The organism is Pseudomonas chaetocerotis (assembly GCF_015712105.2).
Taxonomy (GTDB): Bacteria; Pseudomonadota; Gammaproteobacteria; order Pseudomonadales; family Pseudomonadaceae; genus Aquipseudomonas; species Aquipseudomonas chaetocerotis.
On sequence record NZ_JACFYX020000007.1, the window covers coordinates 275,269 to 293,292 of the forward strand.

The 18,024-nt window shown below is 60.0% G+C and carries 19 protein-coding genes; 5 read left to right on the plus strand and 14 right to left on the minus strand.

The features are described 5' to 3' along the window. Nucleotides 1-36 precede the first annotated feature (36 nt). From H3221_RS14765 to H3221_RS14795, 7 genes are all read right to left on the minus strand, one after another. The gene (locus H3221_RS14765) at nt 37-1,716 is read right to left on the minus strand and encodes a flagellar hook-associated protein 3 (RefSeq protein ID WP_224490610.1); all 1,680 of its coding nucleotides are present in this window, start codon (nt 1,714-1,716) and stop codon (nt 37-39) included. Between the two features lie 67 nt (nt 1,717-1,783). Next, nucleotides 1,784-3,829 carry a flagellar hook-associated protein FlgK gene (gene flgK, locus H3221_RS14770; RefSeq protein ID WP_196476415.1) on the minus strand — a complete coding sequence of 682 codons (2,046 nt, stop codon included), beginning with the start codon at nt 3,827-3,829 and terminating at the stop codon, nt 1,784-1,786. Between the two features lie 9 nt (nt 3,830-3,838). Continuing rightward, nucleotides 3,839-5,023, minus strand: coding sequence for a flagellar assembly peptidoglycan hydrolase FlgJ (gene flgJ / locus H3221_RS14775; protein WP_196476416.1), 1,185 nt, complete (start codon nt 5,021-5,023; stop codon nt 3,839-3,841). Between the two features lie 13 nt (nt 5,024-5,036). Next, nucleotides 5,037-6,356 carry a flagellar basal body P-ring protein FlgI gene (locus H3221_RS14780; protein WP_397428053.1) on the minus strand — a complete coding sequence of 440 codons (1,320 nt, stop codon included), beginning with the start codon at nt 6,354-6,356 and terminating at the stop codon, nt 5,037-5,039. Between the two features lie 16 nt (nt 6,357-6,372). Further along, complete coding sequence (gene flgH / locus H3221_RS14785) at nt 6,373-7,095, minus strand: flagellar basal body L-ring protein FlgH (protein WP_196476417.1); 723 nt, start codon at nt 7,093-7,095, stop codon at nt 6,373-6,375. 38 nt (nt 7,096-7,133) lie between these two features. Further along, nucleotides 7,134-7,919 (minus strand): flagellar basal-body rod protein FlgG, encoded by a 786-nt coding sequence (gene flgG / locus H3221_RS14790; protein ID WP_072425711.1) that lies wholly within the window; start codon nt 7,917-7,919, stop codon nt 7,134-7,136. 46 nt (nt 7,920-7,965) lie between these two features. After that, nucleotides 7,966-8,706, minus strand: a complete 741-nt coding sequence (locus tag H3221_RS14795; RefSeq protein WP_196476418.1) for a flagellar basal body rod protein FlgF — start codon at nt 8,704-8,706, stop codon at nt 7,966-7,968. Here H3221_RS14795 and H3221_RS14800 point away from each other — a divergent pair. Next, nucleotides 8,705-8,932: a hypothetical protein gene (locus tag H3221_RS14800; protein ID WP_196476419.1), complete on the plus strand. Its 228-nt coding sequence runs from the start codon at nt 8,705-8,707 to the stop codon at nt 8,930-8,932. The genes H3221_RS14795 and H3221_RS14800 overlap by 2 nt on opposite strands. On the opposite strand, the gene flgE is transcribed toward H3221_RS14800, so the two are convergent. The 6 genes from flgE to H3221_RS14830 all read right to left on the minus strand — a co-directional run bounded on the left by flgE (nt 8,919) and on the right by H3221_RS14830 (nt 13,999). Then, nucleotides 8,919-10,289, minus strand: coding sequence for a flagellar hook protein FlgE (gene flgE / locus H3221_RS14805; RefSeq protein WP_196476420.1), 1,371 nt, complete (start codon nt 10,287-10,289; stop codon nt 8,919-8,921). The two genes, H3221_RS14800 and flgE, sit on opposite strands and share 14 nt — an antisense overlap. Before the next feature lie 36 nt (nt 10,290-10,325). After that, the gene (gene flgD, locus H3221_RS14810; RefSeq protein WP_196476421.1) at nt 10,326-10,991 is read right to left on the minus strand and encodes a flagellar hook assembly protein FlgD; all 666 of its coding nucleotides are present in this window, start codon (nt 10,989-10,991) and stop codon (nt 10,326-10,328) included. Between the two features lie 22 nt (nt 10,992-11,013). After that, the gene (flgC, locus tag H3221_RS14815; RefSeq protein WP_196476422.1) at nt 11,014-11,457 is read right to left on the minus strand and encodes a flagellar basal body rod protein FlgC; all 444 of its coding nucleotides are present in this window, start codon (nt 11,455-11,457) and stop codon (nt 11,014-11,016) included. Nucleotides 11,458-11,468: 11 nt separating this feature from the next. Beyond that, nucleotides 11,469-11,876, minus strand: coding sequence for a flagellar basal body rod protein FlgB (flgB, locus tag H3221_RS14820; RefSeq protein ID WP_196476423.1), 408 nt, complete (start codon nt 11,874-11,876; stop codon nt 11,469-11,471). Between the two features lie 319 nt (nt 11,877-12,195). Further along, nucleotides 12,196-13,023, minus strand: a complete 828-nt coding sequence (gene cheR / locus H3221_RS14825; protein WP_160017586.1) for a protein-glutamate O-methyltransferase CheR — start codon at nt 13,021-13,023, stop codon at nt 12,196-12,198. Nucleotides 13,024-13,066: 43 nt separating this feature from the next. Further along, on the minus strand, nt 13,067-13,999 hold the full coding sequence (locus tag H3221_RS14830) for a chemotaxis protein CheV (protein ID WP_160017585.1): 933 nt from the start codon (nt 13,997-13,999) through the stop codon (nt 13,067-13,069). A gap of 77 nt (nt 14,000-14,076) precedes the next feature. On the opposite strand from H3221_RS14830, the gene flgA reads away from it, so the two are divergent. The 4 genes from flgA (at nt 14,077) to H3221_RS14850 (ending at nt 16,665) form a co-directional block, all read left to right on the plus strand. Beyond that, nucleotides 14,077-14,835, plus strand: a complete 759-nt coding sequence (gene flgA, locus H3221_RS14835; protein ID WP_196476424.1) for a flagellar basal body P-ring formation chaperone FlgA — start codon at nt 14,077-14,079, stop codon at nt 14,833-14,835. A 135-nt stretch (nt 14,836-14,970) separates the two neighbouring features. Further along, nucleotides 14,971-15,306 (plus strand): flagellar biosynthesis anti-sigma factor FlgM, encoded by a 336-nt coding sequence (flgM, locus tag H3221_RS14840; protein ID WP_192981834.1) that lies wholly within the window; start codon nt 14,971-14,973, stop codon nt 15,304-15,306. Nucleotides 15,307-15,356: 50 nt separating this feature from the next. Continuing rightward, nucleotides 15,357-15,824 carry a flagella synthesis protein FlgN gene (locus H3221_RS14845; protein ID WP_196476425.1) on the plus strand — a complete coding sequence of 156 codons (468 nt, stop codon included), beginning with the start codon at nt 15,357-15,359 and terminating at the stop codon, nt 15,822-15,824. Nucleotides 15,825-15,915: 91 nt separating this feature from the next. Beyond that, complete coding sequence (locus tag H3221_RS14850; RefSeq protein ID WP_072425720.1) at nt 15,916-16,665, plus strand: flagellar brake protein; 750 nt, start codon at nt 15,916-15,918, stop codon at nt 16,663-16,665. Between the two features lie 15 nt (nt 16,666-16,680). Here H3221_RS14850 and H3221_RS14855 read toward each other — a convergent pair whose 3' ends face one another. Beyond that, nucleotides 16,681-17,997, minus strand: a complete 1,317-nt coding sequence (locus tag H3221_RS14855; protein ID WP_192981839.1) for an MFS transporter — start codon at nt 17,995-17,997, stop codon at nt 16,681-16,683. Between the last annotated feature and the right edge of the window lie 27 nt (nt 17,998-18,024).

The window sequence follows — 18,024 nt, forward strand, 5'->3', positions numbered from 1 at the left end:
AATGGCTGACCCTGGAAGAAAAGAGAGGAAGCAAATTCAACGCAGCTGATTGAACAGATTCAGCCCCGAGATCTTCACATAGCTCTGCTGCGCCGCTTCGAGAATGATGGTCTGGAACGACAGGCGCGACAACGCCTCGGCGTAATCGAGTTCACGCAGCTCGGCCTGTACCGATTTGTTCACCAGCGTCACGTCCTCATTGTCGATACCGGTGGTTTCGATCAGGTTGAGGCGCGCGCCGATTTCGGTCTGTACTTCCAGCACGTTGCCCATACCATTGTCGAGATTCTTCAGGGCGATGGCCACTTCATCGCGCACGGCCAGGTTCCCCGCCGGAGAGGTCGGTGATGACTCCAGGGCCTGGCGCAAGCGGGAGATGGTGTTGAGGATGCTGCGCTGCTCCTGGAATTGCGGCTGAACGCCAAATTCGTCGCCACCCGCAACGGCAGCTGGGCCGGAAAGGGTGAACTCGGCGCCATAGACGGTGAAGTTGGCCGGATAAGGGCCTGTGACGGTTCCGGTCGTCAGCACAGGGCTGTTGGGGCCTACCGGCTGAGCATACACCTCGTAATTGCTGTCATCGGTAAAGCGCAGCACCACGCCCGAAGTCGGGAACTGGCTGTCGAATACCGCCTGGTTGACGATGTTGCCTCCCGCCACTACGGCGGCCGAACCGTTGGTGGAGGCACGAGTCACCGCGAACTCGGTGGACGCCGACTGCAGAGTGAAACTGTGGGTACCTATTCCTGGCGCACCAGGTGTCCCGGTGTCGGCCAGGAGATTATCCAGGTCGAGGGCGTTATCACCGTCTTTCAGCACTACATCGAGCTGAAAACGCATACCGCGGAAGTTGATGACGTTGCCACCGTTAACCAGCGGATCGACCTTGCCGCCTCCAGGGATCTCGGAAGTGACATCGGCACCGCTGGCGTCGTAGATGCGGAATTCAGTACCGCTGACGAAGGCCAGCGAATAGGGTTCGCCGCCGCGGAAATCGGAGTTGAACGCGCGGTTGTCCTCGACCAGCCCCGGCGAAATGAAGACCCGTTGATCAGCGGCAGGTACTGCGGGAATGGTGGTCGCCGGCAAGGGCGGCGACGGCAGCGCCGGATTATTGACTCCATTGCCATTGGCGACGCGGTTGGCGTTGGTGACGGCTTCGAACAAGCGCTTGCCGTTGTCGTTGATCGCCACATTGGTGGAACTGGCGACCTGCAGCGTCCGCTGCCCTTCGTCACCGAAGTAGGAATAGGTGCCGTCCGGGTTGCGCACGAAGGGTTCGGTCTTGCCCAGATTCCCCGCAAACAGGTACTCCCCCCGGGCGTTGCGGCTGTTCATCAGGTTGAGCAGCTCGGCCTCACGCTCGGAGAGTTCCTTGGCGATGGAGTTTCGGTCCTCCGCCGACAGCGAACCGCCACCGGCCCGCACCGCCAGCTCACGCACACGCTGCAGCACGGTATTGACCGAGTTCAGCGTGGTCTCTTCCTGAGTCAGGCTGTTATTCGCGGCAGTCAGGTTGTCGCTGTACTGCTTGAGCACCGCCTGTTGCTGCTCGAGTTGCAACAGGCGCACCGAGGCCACCGGATCATCCGCTGGGGTGAGGATGCGGTTGCCACTGCTGATCTGCTCCTGAGTGCGAATCAGATTCGAATAGTTGCGCCCCAGGCCGGAAACGCCGTTATTGAACGCCTGAATGGATGAGATGCGCATGACCATGGGCTTGCCTCTTGCAACGCCTGTCATCTGTACAGGCCGCGCTTTCCCGAACTCGGGAAAGCGATTATCAGAATGAAGTGATCAGAGTATCGAACAGGTTACGCGCAACTTGAATGATCTGCGCGGATGCCTGGTAGTACTGCTCGAACTGGATCAGTTTGGCCGCTTCTTCATCGAGGTTGACCCCGGAAACCGAGTCGCGATTATCGGAGGCTTGCTTGAGGATCGCCCCGGTCGCTTCGCCGTCCACACGCGCCTGGCTGGTCAGCGTACCGACCCGCTCTACCAGGTCACCATAGGAGTCGGAAAAGCTCGACCCCGTGGTATCAGGCGCCGCCGGGTTGACTCCGATCACGGCTTTGTTCTGCAAATTGACCAGGTTCAGCGCATTACGGTTATCCGATACGCCATTGGTATTGAACGATACCGAGAAGTTGTCGCCGCCAGAGGGCCGACCGCTGACGGTCACCTGATAGTCGAAAGCAGCCGGCACCGCAGGTGGGTTGGCCGGCACGCTGATGGTCAGTGCGTTGTCCTGTCCTGGAACGATGCTACCTGTGTCGATCACGTTGCCGTTGATATCGACGACATCATAGCTCTGCGTCGCTCCGCCGCCGGCGCCCATGACGATGCGCAGCGGCGGCGCATTGCGCAGGCTGGTTTCCAGATCGGCCTGTGCGACCGGGTCATAGATGTCGATCTCGGTAAGCAGGGCCGGTTGAGTGATCTTGCCAGTGCCGATGTTGGCCGGACTGGTTTCCGCTTTCAGCGGCGCGGCGAAAGCCAGTTCTTCGGCATTCTTCATGTCCGCGCGGATGTCACGGCCGGCGTTACGGGTCGGCATCACCTGAAAACGATCACCTGCAGCGAAGGTGCCACTGGCCACACCAAGGGAGAAACCATCCACCTCGGGCGCCGGCACCGTGGTGATATCGAAGGTCGCAGGACTGGCCGGAAACTGCGTGCCATCGGAGAGGCGCCGAATCGTGTACTCGGTCGCGCTGGTGAACTGGACCTCGTAATCGCTGGTGGTCAGCTGCGTGGTGTCGGTCAAGGTGACATTGAGGTTGGCATTCGGATCGCTGTTGCCGACGCGCGCCAGGCTGCGCTGGCTGAGCAACTGCGGGTCATTGATCGAGCGAAACAGGTTGTTGCCGAACTGACCATTGAGGTCAAGGCCCTGGCCCAACTGCCGGTTGATCTGGTCGGTGATCGACAGGGCCAGACGGCCTACGGCGTTCAGCGAGGTGTCGAGCACGTCTTCGCGATAGCGCAGCAGGCCGCCCATCTCGCCACCGGTGATCAACGAGGTAACGTTCTGCCGAGAGTTGCCGCTGACGAACTGGATTTCGTTACGCAGTGGGTCGGACAGCCCCGGCACCACCTCCAGACGCGCCGCATCCTTGCCAACCACCAGAGGCTGTCCGGAGCCGATGAACAGGTTGTAGGTGTTGTCGTCCTGAGGCACGACCGTCACACCGACGAACTCGGATAGTTTGCGTACGGCCTCCTCACGGGCATCGAGCAGATCGTTCGGCGCCTGTCCGTTAGAGGCAGCGATGGCAATCGCGTCGTTGTAGCCGGCAATCGAGGTCGCCAACTGGTTGACCTGATCGGTCACCGCCGACAGCTGCTTGTTGATGAACGCATTCTGCTCGTTCAGACGGTCGTAAACGGTATTGAAACGCTTGGCCAGCCCCTCCGCCTCCGACAACGCCAACTGCCGTGCAGGTACGTTGGCCGGGTCTTCGGCTGCGGTTTGCAGAGCCGAGAACAATTTCTGCAGGGCGGGGGTGACACCGGTGGTGCTACCCGCGAGCAGGGAATCGAGCTGGTTGATCTGACTCAGGTAGGCCTTGGTATCACTGTTGAGCGCCGTGCTGCTGCGTACCTGGGTAGTGAGAAACTCGTTGTAGATGCGACGAACATCAGTCAGGGTCGTGCCCGAGCCAATATAGCCGGCACCGCTGAACTGCGGCGTGCGCGTGGCCTGGATCGTGTCCTGCCGCGAGAAGCCAGGCGTATTGACGTTGACGATGTTATGGCCGGTAACAGCCAGCGAAGTCTTGTTCGCCGCCAGGCCCGAAAGGCCTATGTTCAATAGGTCAGCCATGATTCAACCTCAAGTCCTTGTGGTGGCGCTATCGGCAGCGGCGATTGCTTGATAGGTCTGCATCTTGCGAGCGATCTGCGAGATCTTGCGCGCATAGTTCGGATCGGTGGCGTAGCCAGCCTGCTGCAGCTCCTTGACGAAACGCTCCGGGGTCTCGGTAGCACTCAGCGCTTTTTCGTAGCGACCGTTGCTCTGCAGGAAACTGACGTAATCGTCGAAGCTCTGCGCATAGGAGTCATAGGCACGGAAGCTGGCTGCCTCCTTGACTGCCTTGCCACCCTTGTATTCCGTGGTCAGCACGCGGGCCGACTCGCCCTCCCAGCTGCCGTGAGATTTGATGCCGAACAGGTTGTGACTGCTTTCGCCATCACGGGTGCGGATGATCGACTTGCCCCAACCGGTTTCCAGCGCAGCCTGAGCCACCAGGTAACGCGGGTCGACACCGATCTTCTCGGCAGCGGCCTCCGCCATCGGCAGCATGGTGGCGACGAATTCCTGTGGTGAACTGAATGCGGCTTTGCCCGGCGCCAACGGCGGTTGAGCAATACGACGGCCCGTCAATGCATCGCTATTGCCAAGGCTCAGGCCTCGATCCTTGGGCGCGGCGCTGGCCTGCGCCGGAATCCAGTCACTGCCAGCCAGGGCCTTGCCCTCGCCTTCAGCAGTCGATGGCACGATACCGGCCAACAGGCGATCTGCCAGTTTGCCCGGCACGGAGAGACGACGGCGATTGAGCAGCGCCACGTCATCACGGAAACCTTCGCTAGTGGCGACCTTGTCAGCCTTCGACTCGCTCACGGCTGCGACTGGTTGCTCGATCTGCGCGAAGGGATTTGGGCGGCTCGACGGCTGCTTGATCTTCGACATCTGCCGCACCAGCACGTCAGCCAGGCCGATGCCGCGTCCTTCCTTGGAGAGCGTCACCGCCAGTTGCTGATCGTGCATGTCCTGATAGGTTTTGCTCTCGTTGCTGTTCATGAAGTTGCCCTCGCCAAACGCGGCGTTGGCCGAACGCATGGCTTTGAGCATTTCATTCATGAATAGCGATTCGAACTCCTGCGCAACCTTGCGGATGTTCTGCTCGGTGTCGCCGCCCACCTTGAACTGGTTGAGACGGTTCAGGTCGGTGAAGGCACCGCTGTCGATCGGGCTTTTACCGTTACCGAGCAGGCCAGCTGAGAGTCGAGAATCCATACGTTGTGCCTCTTTAAATCACGATCAGGTCAGCCTGAAGGGCGCCGGCTTGCTTGAGCGCCTCCAGGATGGCCATCAGATCGGAAGGCGCTGCGCCGACCTGGTTAACTGCACGGACGATCTCGTCCAGGCTGGTACCAGGGCCGAACTTGAACATCGGTTTGGCCTCTTCCTCAGCGTCCACGCGCGAATTCGGCACTACCGCGGTCTGGCCACCTGAGAATGCTTCGGGCTGGCTGACAATGGGGTCCTCGGTGATGGTCACGGTCAGACTGCCGTGTGTGACTGCCGCCGGCTGTACCTTGACGTCCTGGCCAATGACGATGGTGCCGGTACGCGAGTTGATGATGACCTTGGCCACTGCCTTGCCGGCCTCGACCTGCAGGTTTTCGAGGATCGACAGATAGTCGACGCGCTGGTTCGGATCGAGCGGTGCGCTGACGCGAATCGAGCCGCCATCGATGGCCTGTGCGACACCAGGGCCAAGCAGGTCGTTGATCTGATCGACGATGTTCTTCGCCGTGGTGAAGTCGGGGCGGTTGAGGTTCAACGTCAGGTAATTGCCCTGATCGAAACCACTCGGCACCGGACGCTCGACGGTCGCCCCACCGGGAATACGACCGGCAGACGGCACGTTGACGGTGATGCGCGAACCATCGGCGCCGCTGGCGTCGAAACCACCGACCACCAGGTTGCCCTGGGCGATGGCGTAGACGTTGCCATCGATGCCCTTGAGCGGCGTCATCAGCAGACTGCCACCGCGCAGACTCTTGGCGTTACCGATCGAGGAAATGGTGATATCGATGGTCTGCCCCGGCTTGGCGAACGCCGGCAGGTCGGCATGCACCGACACGGCTGCGACGTTCTTCAGCTGCACGTTGCCGCCTGGCGGCACTTTGATGCCGAACTGCGCCAGCATGTTGTTGAAGGTCTGCACGGTAAAGGGGGTCTGTGTGGTCTGGTCGCCGCTGCCATTGAGGCCGACCACAAGGCCGTAGCCGATCAACTGGTTGCTGCGCACGCCCTGGATCGATGCCAGATCCTTCAAACGCTCGGCCTGGGTCGGCAAGCTCAACAACAGGCACGCCAGCATGGTTGCCAGCAGCAGCCAGTCGTTGGCGCCACGGCGGCGATAGCCGCGATGAGCGACCGCGAACTGTCGACGGCATGCCCCGGCTTGTGTCGACTCACTGCCATGAGCTCGCCCCCCTCGCCTGGTAACCGAAGTCACTGCGAAGGCCTTGCGCGCCGAGCCACCGGTCGTCACTCGCGCATACCCATTGGACAGGTGCTCGAGTAACAGGGACGAAGAATGAGTCAGCCAGGTTTTCATCTGCAGCACCCCGAGATCAGAACGGCCACAGCGGGCTCATGAAGAAACGACTCATCCAGCCGGGCTGACTGGCATCGGCGAAGGCGCCCGTCCCGGAATAGGTGATACGCGCATCGGCAACCCGCGTGGAAGACACGGTGTTGTCAGTGGAGATGTCGTCGGCACGTACCAGGCCGGAGATGCGCATCAGTTCATCGCCGGTATTGAGCGTCATCCACTTCTCGCCACGTACGGCCAGAATGCCGTTGGGCAGCACTTCAGCGACGGTCACGGTGACCGAACCGGACAAGCTGTTGCTCTGCCCTGCCTGACCAGAGCCTGTGGCGTCACGCTGGGAATTCCAGCTCGAATCCAGGCTCAGATTGTTGTTGGTCATACCCAGGGCGCTGAGACTTCGCAGCGGGTTGTCCGGGGCGACGGTCATGCCGAACAGATTCGGTACGCCGAGGTTTCCGCTGCTGTCTTTCTGCAGATTGCTGTTGGCGTTCTTGCTGGCCTGGGTGCGCTCGTTCAGCGTGATGGTAATGATGTCACCCACGCGAAATGCCTTGCGGTCGTCATACAGACCATTTTCGAAGCCGGCCTGATAGATCGAGCCATTGTTCTGCGCAGCCGGCAACGGCGTGCGCGGCAACACCGGCGCGTAATAGGGATCATCCGGCTTGGCTGTTGGCGCCACGCAGCCGCTGCCCAGCAGCAGGCCGGCCAACAGGGGTAAACAGAGAATTTGCCGGTTCATAACCACTACCTCGCGGCGTTCACAACAGTGTCAAGAAATCAGAGGTTCTGAGTCACGAAGGACAGCATCTGATCGGCGGTGGAAATCACCTTGGAGTTCATTTCATAGGCGCGCTGGGTGGTGATCATGTTCACCAACTCCTCAACCACGCTGACGTTGGAGTTTTCCAGGGTGTTCTGCAGCGTGGTGCCAAGGCCATTGAGGCCCGGGTTGCCTACCTGCGGCGCGCCACTGGAACCAGTCTCCAGGAACAGGTTGTTACCGATGGCTTCCAGGCCCGCCGGGTTGACGAAGTCGGCCAGCTGGATATTGCCGATGATCTGCGGCTGCGGATTGCCGGTGGTGGTCACCGAGACAGTGCCATCCTCGCCGACGGTGAAGGTGCGCACTTCGTTGGGCAGGACGATCGCCGGCTCCAGGGCAAAACCCTGGGACGTGACGATCTGCCCATCGGAATTCAGGTGAAAGCTGCCATCACGGGTATAGGAAACAGTGCCGTCGGGCTGCAGGATCTGGAAGAAACCACGGCCATTGACCGCCATGTCCAGCGGTTGCTCGGTTGTTTGCAGACTGCCAGCGGTGAAGATCTTCTGCGTACCCACCACGCGCACACCGGTGCCGAGCTGCAAACCTGAGGGCAACTCGCTGTCCTGGCTGGATTGGCCACCTGGCTGACGACGGATCTGATAGAGCAGATCCTCGAACTCGGCGCGATCACGCTTGAAGCCAGTGGTCGCCACGTTGGCCAGGTTGTTGGAAATGGTGGTCAGGTTCATGTCCTGAGCGGACAAACCGGTCTTACTGACCCACAGTGCCGGAAGCATATCGATTCTCCTCGGACGCCGGTTTTACGGCGCCGCGTGCTGGTAATTAGCTAATTTGCAAAACCCGCGCCATGGCCGACGAATTGTCCTCGGCGGTGCGCATCATCTTTACCGACAGCTCGAACTGACGGGATAGGGAGAGGATCGCGGTCATTTCTTCAACGGCATTGACGTTGCTCGCCTCGAGGAAACCCGACGTCACCTGAACGGTCGCATCGGCCTCTACCTCGGGCCGGCCCTTGACGCGAATCAGACCGTCGGTGCCCTTCTCCATGCTTTTCGGATCAGGGTTGACCAGCTTGATGCGGTCGACCTCAGCCAATACGTTGGGATCTTCACCAAGCGCACGAATACTGATGGTGCCGTCCTGGCCAATCTCCACCTTCTGCTCTGGCGGCACGGCAATCGGCCCGGCATTGCCCATGACCGGCAAACCATTGCCGGTACGCAGCACGCCCAGGGCATCGATATTCAGGCTGGCAGTACGTACGTAGGCCTCGCTGCCATCAGGTGTCTGCACGGCGATCCAGCCCTTGCCACCAATGGCGACATCCAGGTCACGACCGGTTTCCTGCAGCGAGCCCGGGCGAAAATCCGTAGCCGGACGTTCGCTCATGGCATATACACGCGCCGGGTGGGTTTCACCGAACAGCGGCATGGAGCGCGCCTGCTCGAAATCGCGACGAAACCCCGAAGTGGAAACGTTCGCCAGGTTGTTGGCGTGGGCGCGCAGGGCCAGTGTGTTGTTCTGCGCTCCAGTCATGGAGACGTACAGCATCTTGTCCATGGAAATTCTCCGAGTGGGCGACACGCCCTTGGCTCTTTGCATTGACTACAGCAAGCGCCGTGCCAGTCTCGAAAAACAAATACAAGATACTGATTTTAAAGAATTTTACAGGTATGAAAAAATCATAAAGAAAAGCCAGCGGCGGGGTTTTGCCGGCCCTGCAACGGCAAAGCGGCAAGCCAGGCTTGCCGCTTTGCTTCAGCCCCGACTCATCAACGCAGGTTGATGATGGTCTGGGTGATGGCGCTTTCGGTTTCGATGGTCTTGGCGTTGGCCTGGTAGTTGCGCTGAGCCACGATCAGGTTCACCAATTGATCCGACAGCTCGACGTTGGAGTCTTCCAGCGCACCCGCCTGCAGAGCACCCAGGGTACTGCTGCGCGGCGTGCCGATCACCGGCTCACCGGACTCGAACGACTGCGCCCAGGCCGTCTTGCCGACAGGAGTGAGCCCCTGGACGTTGGCGAAGTTCGCCAGCAGCACCTGTCCTTGCACCTTGGACTGGCCGTTGGTGTAACGGGCGAAGATCACCCCGGTGTCATCGATCTCGACACCCGCCAATTGGCCCGTGGTGTAGCCGTCCTGACTGACGGCGTTGACGCCGAAGGAGGCGGCGTACTGGGTCGAGCCACGCATGTCGAAGGTGAAAGCCTCACTGTCAGCACCGTTGGGCACCAGAGTTCCCGGATTACCCGGATCCTCCTCGGCAGGCACCCAATCGGTATCCGCCAGAGCGAAGATGCCATTGGGCGTGCCCGCCGGAATGGCTGGCGCATCGAGGGCCGGGTTGGCCGGCGTACTGGCCAGCGGGGTGAATGCAGGTGTCGACAGTTGCCCGGCGGCATCGAAGTTCACTGCATAGCTGAATGGCTGAGTGCTGGATGGGTCACGCGGGTTGACCCCATCGATCAGCACATGCATGACCCAGCCGTTGTTGGCCGGCGCTTCGTTCTTGACGAAGTACTGGCTCATCACGTGGGCATTGCCCTGCGAATCGTAGATATTGGTCGAAGTGGACCAGTTGAAGGACTTCGAATCGCTCGGATCGAAGGTGGGTGCCGCCATGGTTCCTGCGTTAGCAGGCCGTACGGCATTGGAGTTCAGGTTGAGACGCTGGGTGACAGTGGTAGTCGCCCGGGGCTCCTGCTGACCGGCATTGATGCGCAGATCAGACTGCACTGGCAGGATATTGCCGCTGTCATCAGCCGCATAACCTTGCAGGCGGTAACCGAAGTTGTTGACCATGTAACCATCGCGATCCGTACCGAAGTATCCGGCGCGGGTGTAGCCAATCTCACCGTTGTTGCTGGTCATGAAGAAGCCGTTGCCATTGATGGCCAGATCCAGGGCGTTATTGGTGTAGTTGACGTTGCCCTGGTTGAACAGCTGCGACACGTCCGCCAGCAGTACACCACTGCCCTGCGCATTCTTGCCGGTACCCAGAACGGAAGCGGCATAAACATCGGCGAACTCGGCACGCGACTGCTTGAAACCTGCAGTACCGGCGTTGGCGATGTTGTTGCCGGTAACGTTGAGGTCGCTGGTCGCGGCACGCAGGCCGCTGAGACCAATATTGAACGACATGGAAGACTCCTTTGCCGGAACTGCCGGCGGCAATAGTTATTGGCCGATGACCTGCACTTGAGAAAGCGGAACGCTGCCCAGGCCGGCGAGATTGAGCATCAGCTCGCTGCCGCCCAGGGTGACGCTGTCGACGTTGGCCGGCAGCATGGTGTACAGCCCCTTGGTCTCACTACCGTAGGTGGCCTGCGCCTCGAACTTGTACGTGCCCGGCGGCGCCACGTTGCCATCGGAATCCTTGCCATCCCAGATGAAGCTGACGTTGCCGGCTTTCTGCTCACCGAGATTGACGCGGGTAACCAACGCCCCGGAGTTGTCATAGATGTTGACGTAAACGTTGCTGCTGCTGACCGGCAGAACAGTGCTGGCCTTGAAGCTTTCACTGGTATCGACCACGGCCTTCTCGCTCGGCACGATCACTTTGCGGCCGACCAGAGAAGACGCCTGCAACGCCTGCGAAGACTGAAAGCTGGAGAGCATCGAGCCCATGCTGGTGTTGAGTTTCTCGATGCCTTCGACCTGGCTGAATTGCGCCAACTGGGCAATGAATTCACCGTTACCCTGAGGCTCCAGCGGGTTCTGGTTGTTGAGTTGCGCCACCAGCAAATTGAGGAACTCGTTCTTGCCGAGGTCATTGCTTTTCGGTGCATCCTGTTTGAGCTGGTACTGATCCAGTACTGAGCTCGTGCCGTTTACGGTGCTCATACCCTGATTTCCTCGTCTCGTCTTACTGACCCAGGGTCAGCACGCGCTGCAGCATCTGTTTGGCGGTATTCATCATTTCAACGTTGGTCTGGAAGGCACGACTGGCGGAAATCATGTCGGCCATTTCCTCGACCACGTTGACGTTCGGGTAGTAGACATAACCATCGGCGTTGGCCATCGGATGATCAGGCTCATAGCGCGGCATCAGGCTGCCCTGATCCTCGATCACGCCCAGCACCTGCACACCGCGCCCGGCTTCATCCTGCTCAGCGAACAGCGAGCCACGGCCTCCGTCTTGTGCCTGCTGAAAGACAGTGGCGAACACCGGGTGGCGAGCGCGGTAGGTCTGATCCAGGCTCGAGGAAACGGTCTCGGCGTTGGCGATGTTGCTGGAAATAGTGTTCAGGCGAGTGCTCTGGGCACTCATTCCGGTTCCGGCGATGTTGAAGACACTGGCAAGGGACATGATCGCGCTCCTTATTCGCCGCGCAGGGCATTGGTCAGCCCTTTGAATTTGCTATTGAGAAAGGTGAAGCTGGCCTGGAACTGCACCGCGTTTTCGGCGTAGTTCGATTGCTCGATCTGCAGGTCGACGGTGTTCTGATCCAGCGACGCGTGGAACGGCGTACGATAAGGCAGCTCAGCATCGCCACTGCTCACACCCTCGGCCGGGATGTGGCGAGTGTCGGTGCGATTCAGGGCAACGCCGCCACGCTGCATGCGGCTGTTCTGCTCGGCCAGCACACTGGCGAAGTCCAGATCACGAGCCTTGTAGTTCGGCGTATCGGCGTTGGCGATGTTGTTCGCCAGCACCTCGGCACGCTGGGCGCGAAAGCCGAGTGCCTGCTCATGGATGCCGAGTGCTCTGCCGAAGTTGATGCTCATGCTCTGAACCTTTGCCACAAGGGCCGTCTGATCACTGTTGCCAGAGATAGAGCAAAGGCTGTGCCATATATTTAATTACTTATAAATCAATGGCTTGAGATCAAATTACACGATCGAAAGCGGCAAAGCGGCAAAGTATTACCGCCCCAGGCAAGGAAGCGGCAAAGCTGATCGGGCAGATTGCCGCCGCCCCTCTTCACCATCACACCAAACCACTGGTGCGCACGGCGCACCCTACCGAGCCCATGGTTTTCAGAGCTCAGAAACGCAAACGGGAGGCCAAAGGCCTCCCGCTGCTGATACCAAACATGCCTTGCGCCTATTTGGCCTTGTAGATGATCCCCGGACTGCACTGCACCATCTGGTACTTGTCCGGTAGGCCATTGAGTGCCTCGGAGGCGCCAAGAAACAGATATCCGCCCGGTTTCAAGGTGGCGTGGATGCGCGTGAGGATGTCCTTCTTCACGTCTGCCGAGAAGTAGATCAGCACGTTGCGGCAGAAGACGATGTCGAACTTGCCCAATGCCGCGTAGCTGTCCAGCAAATTCAGTGGGCGGAACTCGACACGGCTCTTGATGGGAGCCTTGACCTGCCAACGCCCCGGCCCCTTGGGATCGAAATAGCGCTGCAAACGCTCCTGTGCAAGGCCTCGCCCCATGGCAAGGCTGTCGTACTCACCGGATTTGCAATTGGCCAGCATCGACGGCGAAAGGTCGGTGGCAACGATCTGCACACCTGCCTTGAGCTGACCGAGATTGGTGCGTTCGAACTCATCGATGGACATCGACAGCGAGTAAGGCTCCTGACCGGACGAGCAGGCTGCCGACCAGATACGCAGGCGCTGGGCCGGATAAGCCTTGATCAACTCCGGCAACACGCGATTCTTGAGCACCTCGAAGGGATAAGTGTCACGAAACCACAGGGTCTCGTTGGTGGTCATGGCATCTACGACCTGCTCGCGCAGCCCTCCGCGCGGCTGGCTTTGCATGCGCTGCACCAGCTCGCCCAGGGTCTTGATACCGTTCTGTTCCATCAGCTTGTTCAGACGGCTGGAGACCAGGTACTGCTTGTTGCTGCCAAGCAGAATACCGCAGGCCTTTTCCAGGAAAGTCCGGAACTGCTCGAAATCCAAATTACCTGAAGACACTAGTGCCGCCTCTGCAACCATAACATTCGCCGAAGGTCACCCTTCAGCCCCCATCCGATACACGAATGCGATCGACCACCCGCGCCGCCAGATCATCTGGCTTGAACTTGGCGAGGAAGTCGTCAGCGCCGACCTTCTTCACCATCGCCTGGTTGAACACACCGGAAAGCGAAGTATGCAGGAGGATATGCAGCTTCTGCATGCGCGGATCGCTGCGAATCTCCGTAGTCAACGTATATCCGTCCATCTCGGGCATCTCGATGTCGGAAATCAGCATCAGCAGTTCCTTGTCGGGATTATGCCCCTCGTCCGCCATTTTCTTGAGGTAATTGAGCGCCTCACGGCCATCGTTCAGAGCCGTGACCTCAACGCCAACGGTCTGCAGACAGCGCGAAACCTGCTTGCGTGCCACCGAGGAGTCATCGACGATCAGCACATGCTTGGTCACTGCCTGACTCTGCACCTGCTCATCGATCACGCCAGCGGAGATCACTTCCGAGGTCGGCGCGACTTCGGCAAGAATCTTCTCCACATCGATGATCTCGACCAACTGCTTGTCGAGCCGCGTGACCGCTGTCAGGTAGTGATCGCGCCCGGTGCCCTTGGGTGGCGGATGGATTTCCTCCCAGTTCATGTTGACGATACGCTCGACCGAGCGCACCAGAAAACCCTGCACCTTGGTGTTGTACTCGGTGATGATCACGAAGCTGGTCTTCAGATTTTCCAGAGCGGCACTGCCGGTAGCGATGGAAAGGTCGAGAATCGGAATGGTGCCACCACGAATATTGGCTACACCCCGCACCACCGGACTGGACTTGGGCATGATGGTGAGATTCGGGCACTGCAGTACCTCTTTCACCTTGAATACGTTGATACCGTAAAGCTGTGGGCCCTCCAGGCGAAACAGCAACAACTCCAAGCGGTTCTGCCCCACCAGCTGAGTGCGCTGGTTAACCGAATCCATCAACCCGGCCATGCCCGGACTCCTTCTTGTCTAGTAACGCCTACCCCATTGAGCCTAGCAGGCGGCACGGGGCTTGCTTTGCATTGCTTATGAAGCAGAGAACGTCATCATTCCGTCAGCTACTGGCAAAGTGCCTTGCGCCTTTGCCCGTTTTACTCGCTTTGCCGACACTCGGCTACAGCACTACGGCGGCTGCCACCTTTACCAGCACTGAGCAACTTATCGGCGCCACCGAGGCCTTTCTTGAGCAGGCAACCACTGAATATCTACAGCGTAGCGAAATTCAGGGCCGCCATGAGATTCGCGTCAACCGTCTCGACCCGCGGTTGCGTCTGCCGCTGTGCGATCAGCCGCTGACCACCACGCTGGAGAGCCCGGCGCAGCCGTTGGGCCGTGTCACCACGCGGGTGCGCTGCGACGGCAGCGCACCGTGGACCGTATTCGTGCCGGCTGAAGTGCGTTTGTATCGCCCAATCGTCGTACTGACTCGCCCCCTCAAGCGCATGAGCGTAGTCAAGGCTGCGGATCTGAGCCTGGTTGAACGCGATGTCGGACAATTGGGGCAGAACTTTCTCACCGACCTGAACCAGGCGATCGGCAAGAAATTGACACGACAGCTCGGTAGCGACCAGATCCTGCTTTCTACCCACCTGCAAGTAGCCGAGGTCATCCGTCGGGGCGATCAGGTGGTGATCAGCGCTCGCGGTTCCACGGTCAACGTGCGTATGCCCGGCGAAGCCCTGACAGACGGTGCTCCGGGTGAGCAGATCAATGTACGCAACCTGCGCTCGCAGCGAGTCGTTCGAGCCCGAGTGGTTGGCCCTGGTCAGGTGGAAGTAGCCATGTAGGCATGTTTCTTGTAGCGCAAAAGCGTGGCGATTCCCTACACTATTCAACGACGCGATGAAATTAATCCTAAAGTTTTTCCGGCTGCAGCCGAGAAGCATGGCAAGCGTCCACCATATCGTCCGAGGTTCTGCATCATGGTCATCGACTTCAACCGGCTGAACAATGCCAATACGCCCGCCAATGCGGGGCGTACCGGCGCGACTCAGGCTGGCAATCGCAATGAGTCGGCACAGCCGAACCAGGCGTCTGCCATCGGTAACGATGAACAAACCAACGCCAAGAGCGGCGAATCAGTGCAACTGAGCCGCGAGGCACAGCAGTTGCAAGCAATCGGCGAGAAGCTGCGTGATCAGCCCATCGTCAACAAGGAGCGTGTGGCCCAGCTGAAACAGGCCATCGCTGATGGCAGCTATCAGGTCGACAGCAAACGTGTCGCCCAGAAACTGCTCGACTTCGAATCCCAGCGCTAGTCTCAGGGCTGCGCTGGGGGTGTTGGACGCCCGACCCCCAAGAGCCCGCCATGAACGACACAGCCTTGCTTGACCTCTTCACCAACGATATCGGCACTGCAAAGCAATTGCTTGAGCTGATCGATAGCGAATTCCAGGCCCTTACCGAACGCGACCTACCGCGCCTCGATAGCCTGCTCAGCGAAAAACAACCGCTGCTTGCCGTGCTTCAGCAGCATGGCAACGAGCGCAGCCGTCTACTGCAAAACGCCGGTCTGAGTGCCGATCGCGAGGGGCTCACCGCGCTGGCGAGCACGTCCTCCGTAGGCGATCAACTGCTGGCGCACAGTGAAGAATTGTCCGCTCTCCTGCAGCGCTGCCAAGAGGCCAATCTGCGCAATGGCCGCGTGATTCGCGCCAACCAGGCCTCGGTCCGCAGCGTCCTCGGCATTTTGCGTGGCGCAGAGACTCCCGGCCTCTATGACAGCCGCGGCGGTGCCGCTAGAATCGCGCAGCAAAGGCCGCTCAGCCAGGCCTGAGCCATCCCCCCAACAAAAAGCACAGGGACATGCAGGCACTCTGCCAGTATTCTAGTGCCGATGTAGTCCATGACTCGGAGAGTTCCGAACTGTGTCCAGTGCGTTCAACGACGAGAGCGGTCCTCAACCGCCCAAGGTGCTCAAGACATCCGTCGAGATCATTGCCACCCTGCGTCAACTGCAACAGAACCATGATCCCCTGGTTATCCAGTTCAAGGATCGTGGCCAGCGTTTTCAAAGCTACCTCGTCGAAATCGATAAAGACCGTGCGCGTTTAGCGCTGGACGAGATCATCCCTACCGATGGCGAACGTTTTCTCAAGCAAGGCGAAACCTTCAACGTCGAGGCATTCCGCGACGGGGTACGCGTAGCCTGGACCTGTGATCACGACGTGCAGCTTGGCGAACTCGAGGGAGCCCCCTGCTACTGGGCACCGCTGCCCACCGAAGTGATCTATCACCAGCGCCGCAGCGCCTTCCGTGCGCAGTTGAAGCAAAGCGATCTGGTCAAGGTCGTACTCAGCGGCGACAAGCTTCGCGAACCGCTGTCAGGTCATCTGCTGGATATCTCGGCCACCGGCTGCAAACTGCGTTTCGCCGGCAACCTCAGTCAGCAACTGAGCAATGGCCAGGTACACGAGCGACTCACTGCCTACCTGCCCTTCGGCAACATGACCTGCGCCGTGGAGTTACGTCACGTGCAATACGAGGACAAGGTCGACATGACGTTCGTCGGCACGCGTTTTCATCGTTTGAACGGCCTGGAGCAACGCCAGGTCGAGCGCTTCGTCTATCAGTTGCAGCGCGAGGCGCGTCGCACCGAGAGCGACGGCCCCTTCTGACGCCCACAGCAGCCCTTACTGGCCCGCCTGCGTTTTCTGCTGATCCTCTTCAGCCGCTGCCGCAGCAGCGGCTGGCTCCTGCATCTGCTCCTGCACCGCCTGCTCATCGACCCTCGGGTCGAGCGCAGCGACCAGCGGTGAGCTGGTGACGTTACCCGGCATGGCCATATGGTGCAGCGGCGCATCATCGACCTGATGCAAATGGGTCACCACTTCAGGACGAATGCGCCAGACCAGAATCAACGCGCAGACACTGACGAATACATAGAGCATGTTGGCGCCGTAGAAACGCATCAGCACACCGGCCAGCAGTGGACCAATGCAGGCCCCCACGCCGAAGGTAACCAGCAGCATGGCCGTCAAAGACACACGGCGCTCAGGCTCGACGTGGTCATTGGCCAAGGCCACCGCCAGTGGGTAGAGGCTGAACTGCATCAGGCTGACCAGAAAGCCGACGCAGAACAGCAAGCCGAGAAAGACCTCTGGCAGTGCCGCCAGCGGCAAGGCAGTCAGCAGCAGCAAGACCGCGCAGCCGCGAATCAGGCGCACACGGTCATGCCGATCGGACAGCCAGCCCAGCGGCCATTGCACCAGCAGGCCGGCGAGAATGCAGCTGCCCATGAACAGACCCACCTGCTCGGTCGACAGGCCCATCCGCGTGGCATACAGCGGTGCCAGACCGTAGAACGAGCCGATCAGCAGACCGGCCACCGCGATGGTCGTCAGCGACAGCGGCACGCGACTGAGGAAGAAACGCAGCTCCAGCGGCGCCGGATGCAAAGGCGCCGGGTGCAGGCGCCGGGTCAGTGCCACCGGCACCAGACACAGCGCAAAGCACAGGGCGACCAGCATCAGCAGCTCCAGCCCCAGCGTCGGGTGTATGACCAGAGCCAGCTGGCCAAGGATAAGCCCCAGATAGGAGGCCGCCATGTAGCCACTGAACACCAGGCCGCGCTGCTTGGCTTCAGCCTGCTCGTTGAGCCAGCTCTCGATCACCATGTACTGGCACATCATGCCCAGACCTACCAGCATGCGCAGGAACAGCCAGAGCGGCAGCCACTCCACCAGGCCATGGCCGAGCACCGCTGCGGTGACTACCCCGGCGCAGGCCACATAGGCACGGATGTGCCCCACCCGACCGATCAGCCGATGCCCCAGCTTGCCACCCAGTACCAGGCCGAAATAGTTGGCCGCCATCAGTGCACCGACCCACAGACCATCCACGGTGTCGGCCAGACGCAACGCCAGATAGGTACTGAGCAGACCGGAGCCGAGCAACATCAGCAAAGTGGCAAAGTACAGCGAGCGGAATGACTTCCAGATCAGTCGCATTGGCGGGTAAAGCTCCTTGTACGGTAA

Coding starts and splice junctions, on each gene's coding strand:
- flgD (WP_196476421.1), bottom strand. CDS start 10,991: ATGAGCACCGTAAACGGCACGAGCTCAGTACTGGATCAGTACCAGCTC.
- H3221_RS14780 (WP_397428053.1), bottom strand. CDS start 6,356: ATGAAAACCTGGCTGACTCATTCTTCGTCCCTGTTACTCGAGCACCTG.
- H3221_RS14830 (WP_160017585.1), bottom strand. CDS start 13,999: ATGGCCGGGTTGATGGATTCGGTTAACCAGCGCACTCAGCTGGTGGGG.
- flgC (WP_196476422.1), bottom strand. CDS start 11,457: ATGTCCCTTGCCAGTGTCTTCAACATCGCCGGAACCGGAATGAGTGCC.
- H3221_RS14855 (WP_192981839.1), bottom strand. CDS start 17,997: ATGCGACTGATCTGGAAGTCATTCCGCTCGCTGTACTTTGCCACTTTG.
- flgJ (WP_196476416.1), bottom strand. CDS start 5,023: ATGGATTCTCGACTCTCAGCTGGCCTGCTCGGTAACGGTAAAAGCCCG.
- flgE (WP_196476420.1), bottom strand. CDS start 10,289: ATGTCGTTCAATATTGGTCTCAGCGGCCTGCGTGCCGCGACCAGCGAC.
- H3221_RS14795 (WP_196476418.1), bottom strand. CDS start 8,706: ATGGACAAGATGCTGTACGTCTCCATGACTGGAGCGCAGAACAACACA.
- flgA (WP_196476424.1), top strand. CDS start 14,077: ATGAAGCAGAGAACGTCATCATTCCGTCAGCTACTGGCAAAGTGCCTT.
- H3221_RS14845 (WP_196476425.1), top strand. CDS start 15,357: ATGAACGACACAGCCTTGCTTGACCTCTTCACCAACGATATCGGCACT.
- flgB (WP_196476423.1), bottom strand. CDS start 11,876: ATGAGCATCAACTTCGGCAGAGCACTCGGCATCCATGAGCAGGCACTC.
- flgH (WP_196476417.1), bottom strand. CDS start 7,095: ATGAACCGGCAAATTCTCTGTTTACCCCTGTTGGCCGGCCTGCTGCTG.
- H3221_RS14800 (WP_196476419.1), top strand. CDS start 8,705: ATGGAAATTCTCCGAGTGGGCGACACGCCCTTGGCTCTTTGCATTGAC.
- flgK (WP_196476415.1), bottom strand. CDS start 3,829: ATGGCTGACCTATTGAACATAGGCCTTTCGGGCCTGGCGGCGAACAAG.
- flgM (WP_192981834.1), top strand. CDS start 14,971: ATGGTCATCGACTTCAACCGGCTGAACAATGCCAATACGCCCGCCAAT.
- flgG (WP_072425711.1), bottom strand. CDS start 7,919: ATGCTTCCGGCACTGTGGGTCAGTAAGACCGGTTTGTCCGCTCAGGAC.
- H3221_RS14765 (WP_224490610.1), bottom strand. CDS start 1,716: ATGGTCATGCGCATCTCATCCATTCAGGCGTTCAATAACGGCGTTTCC.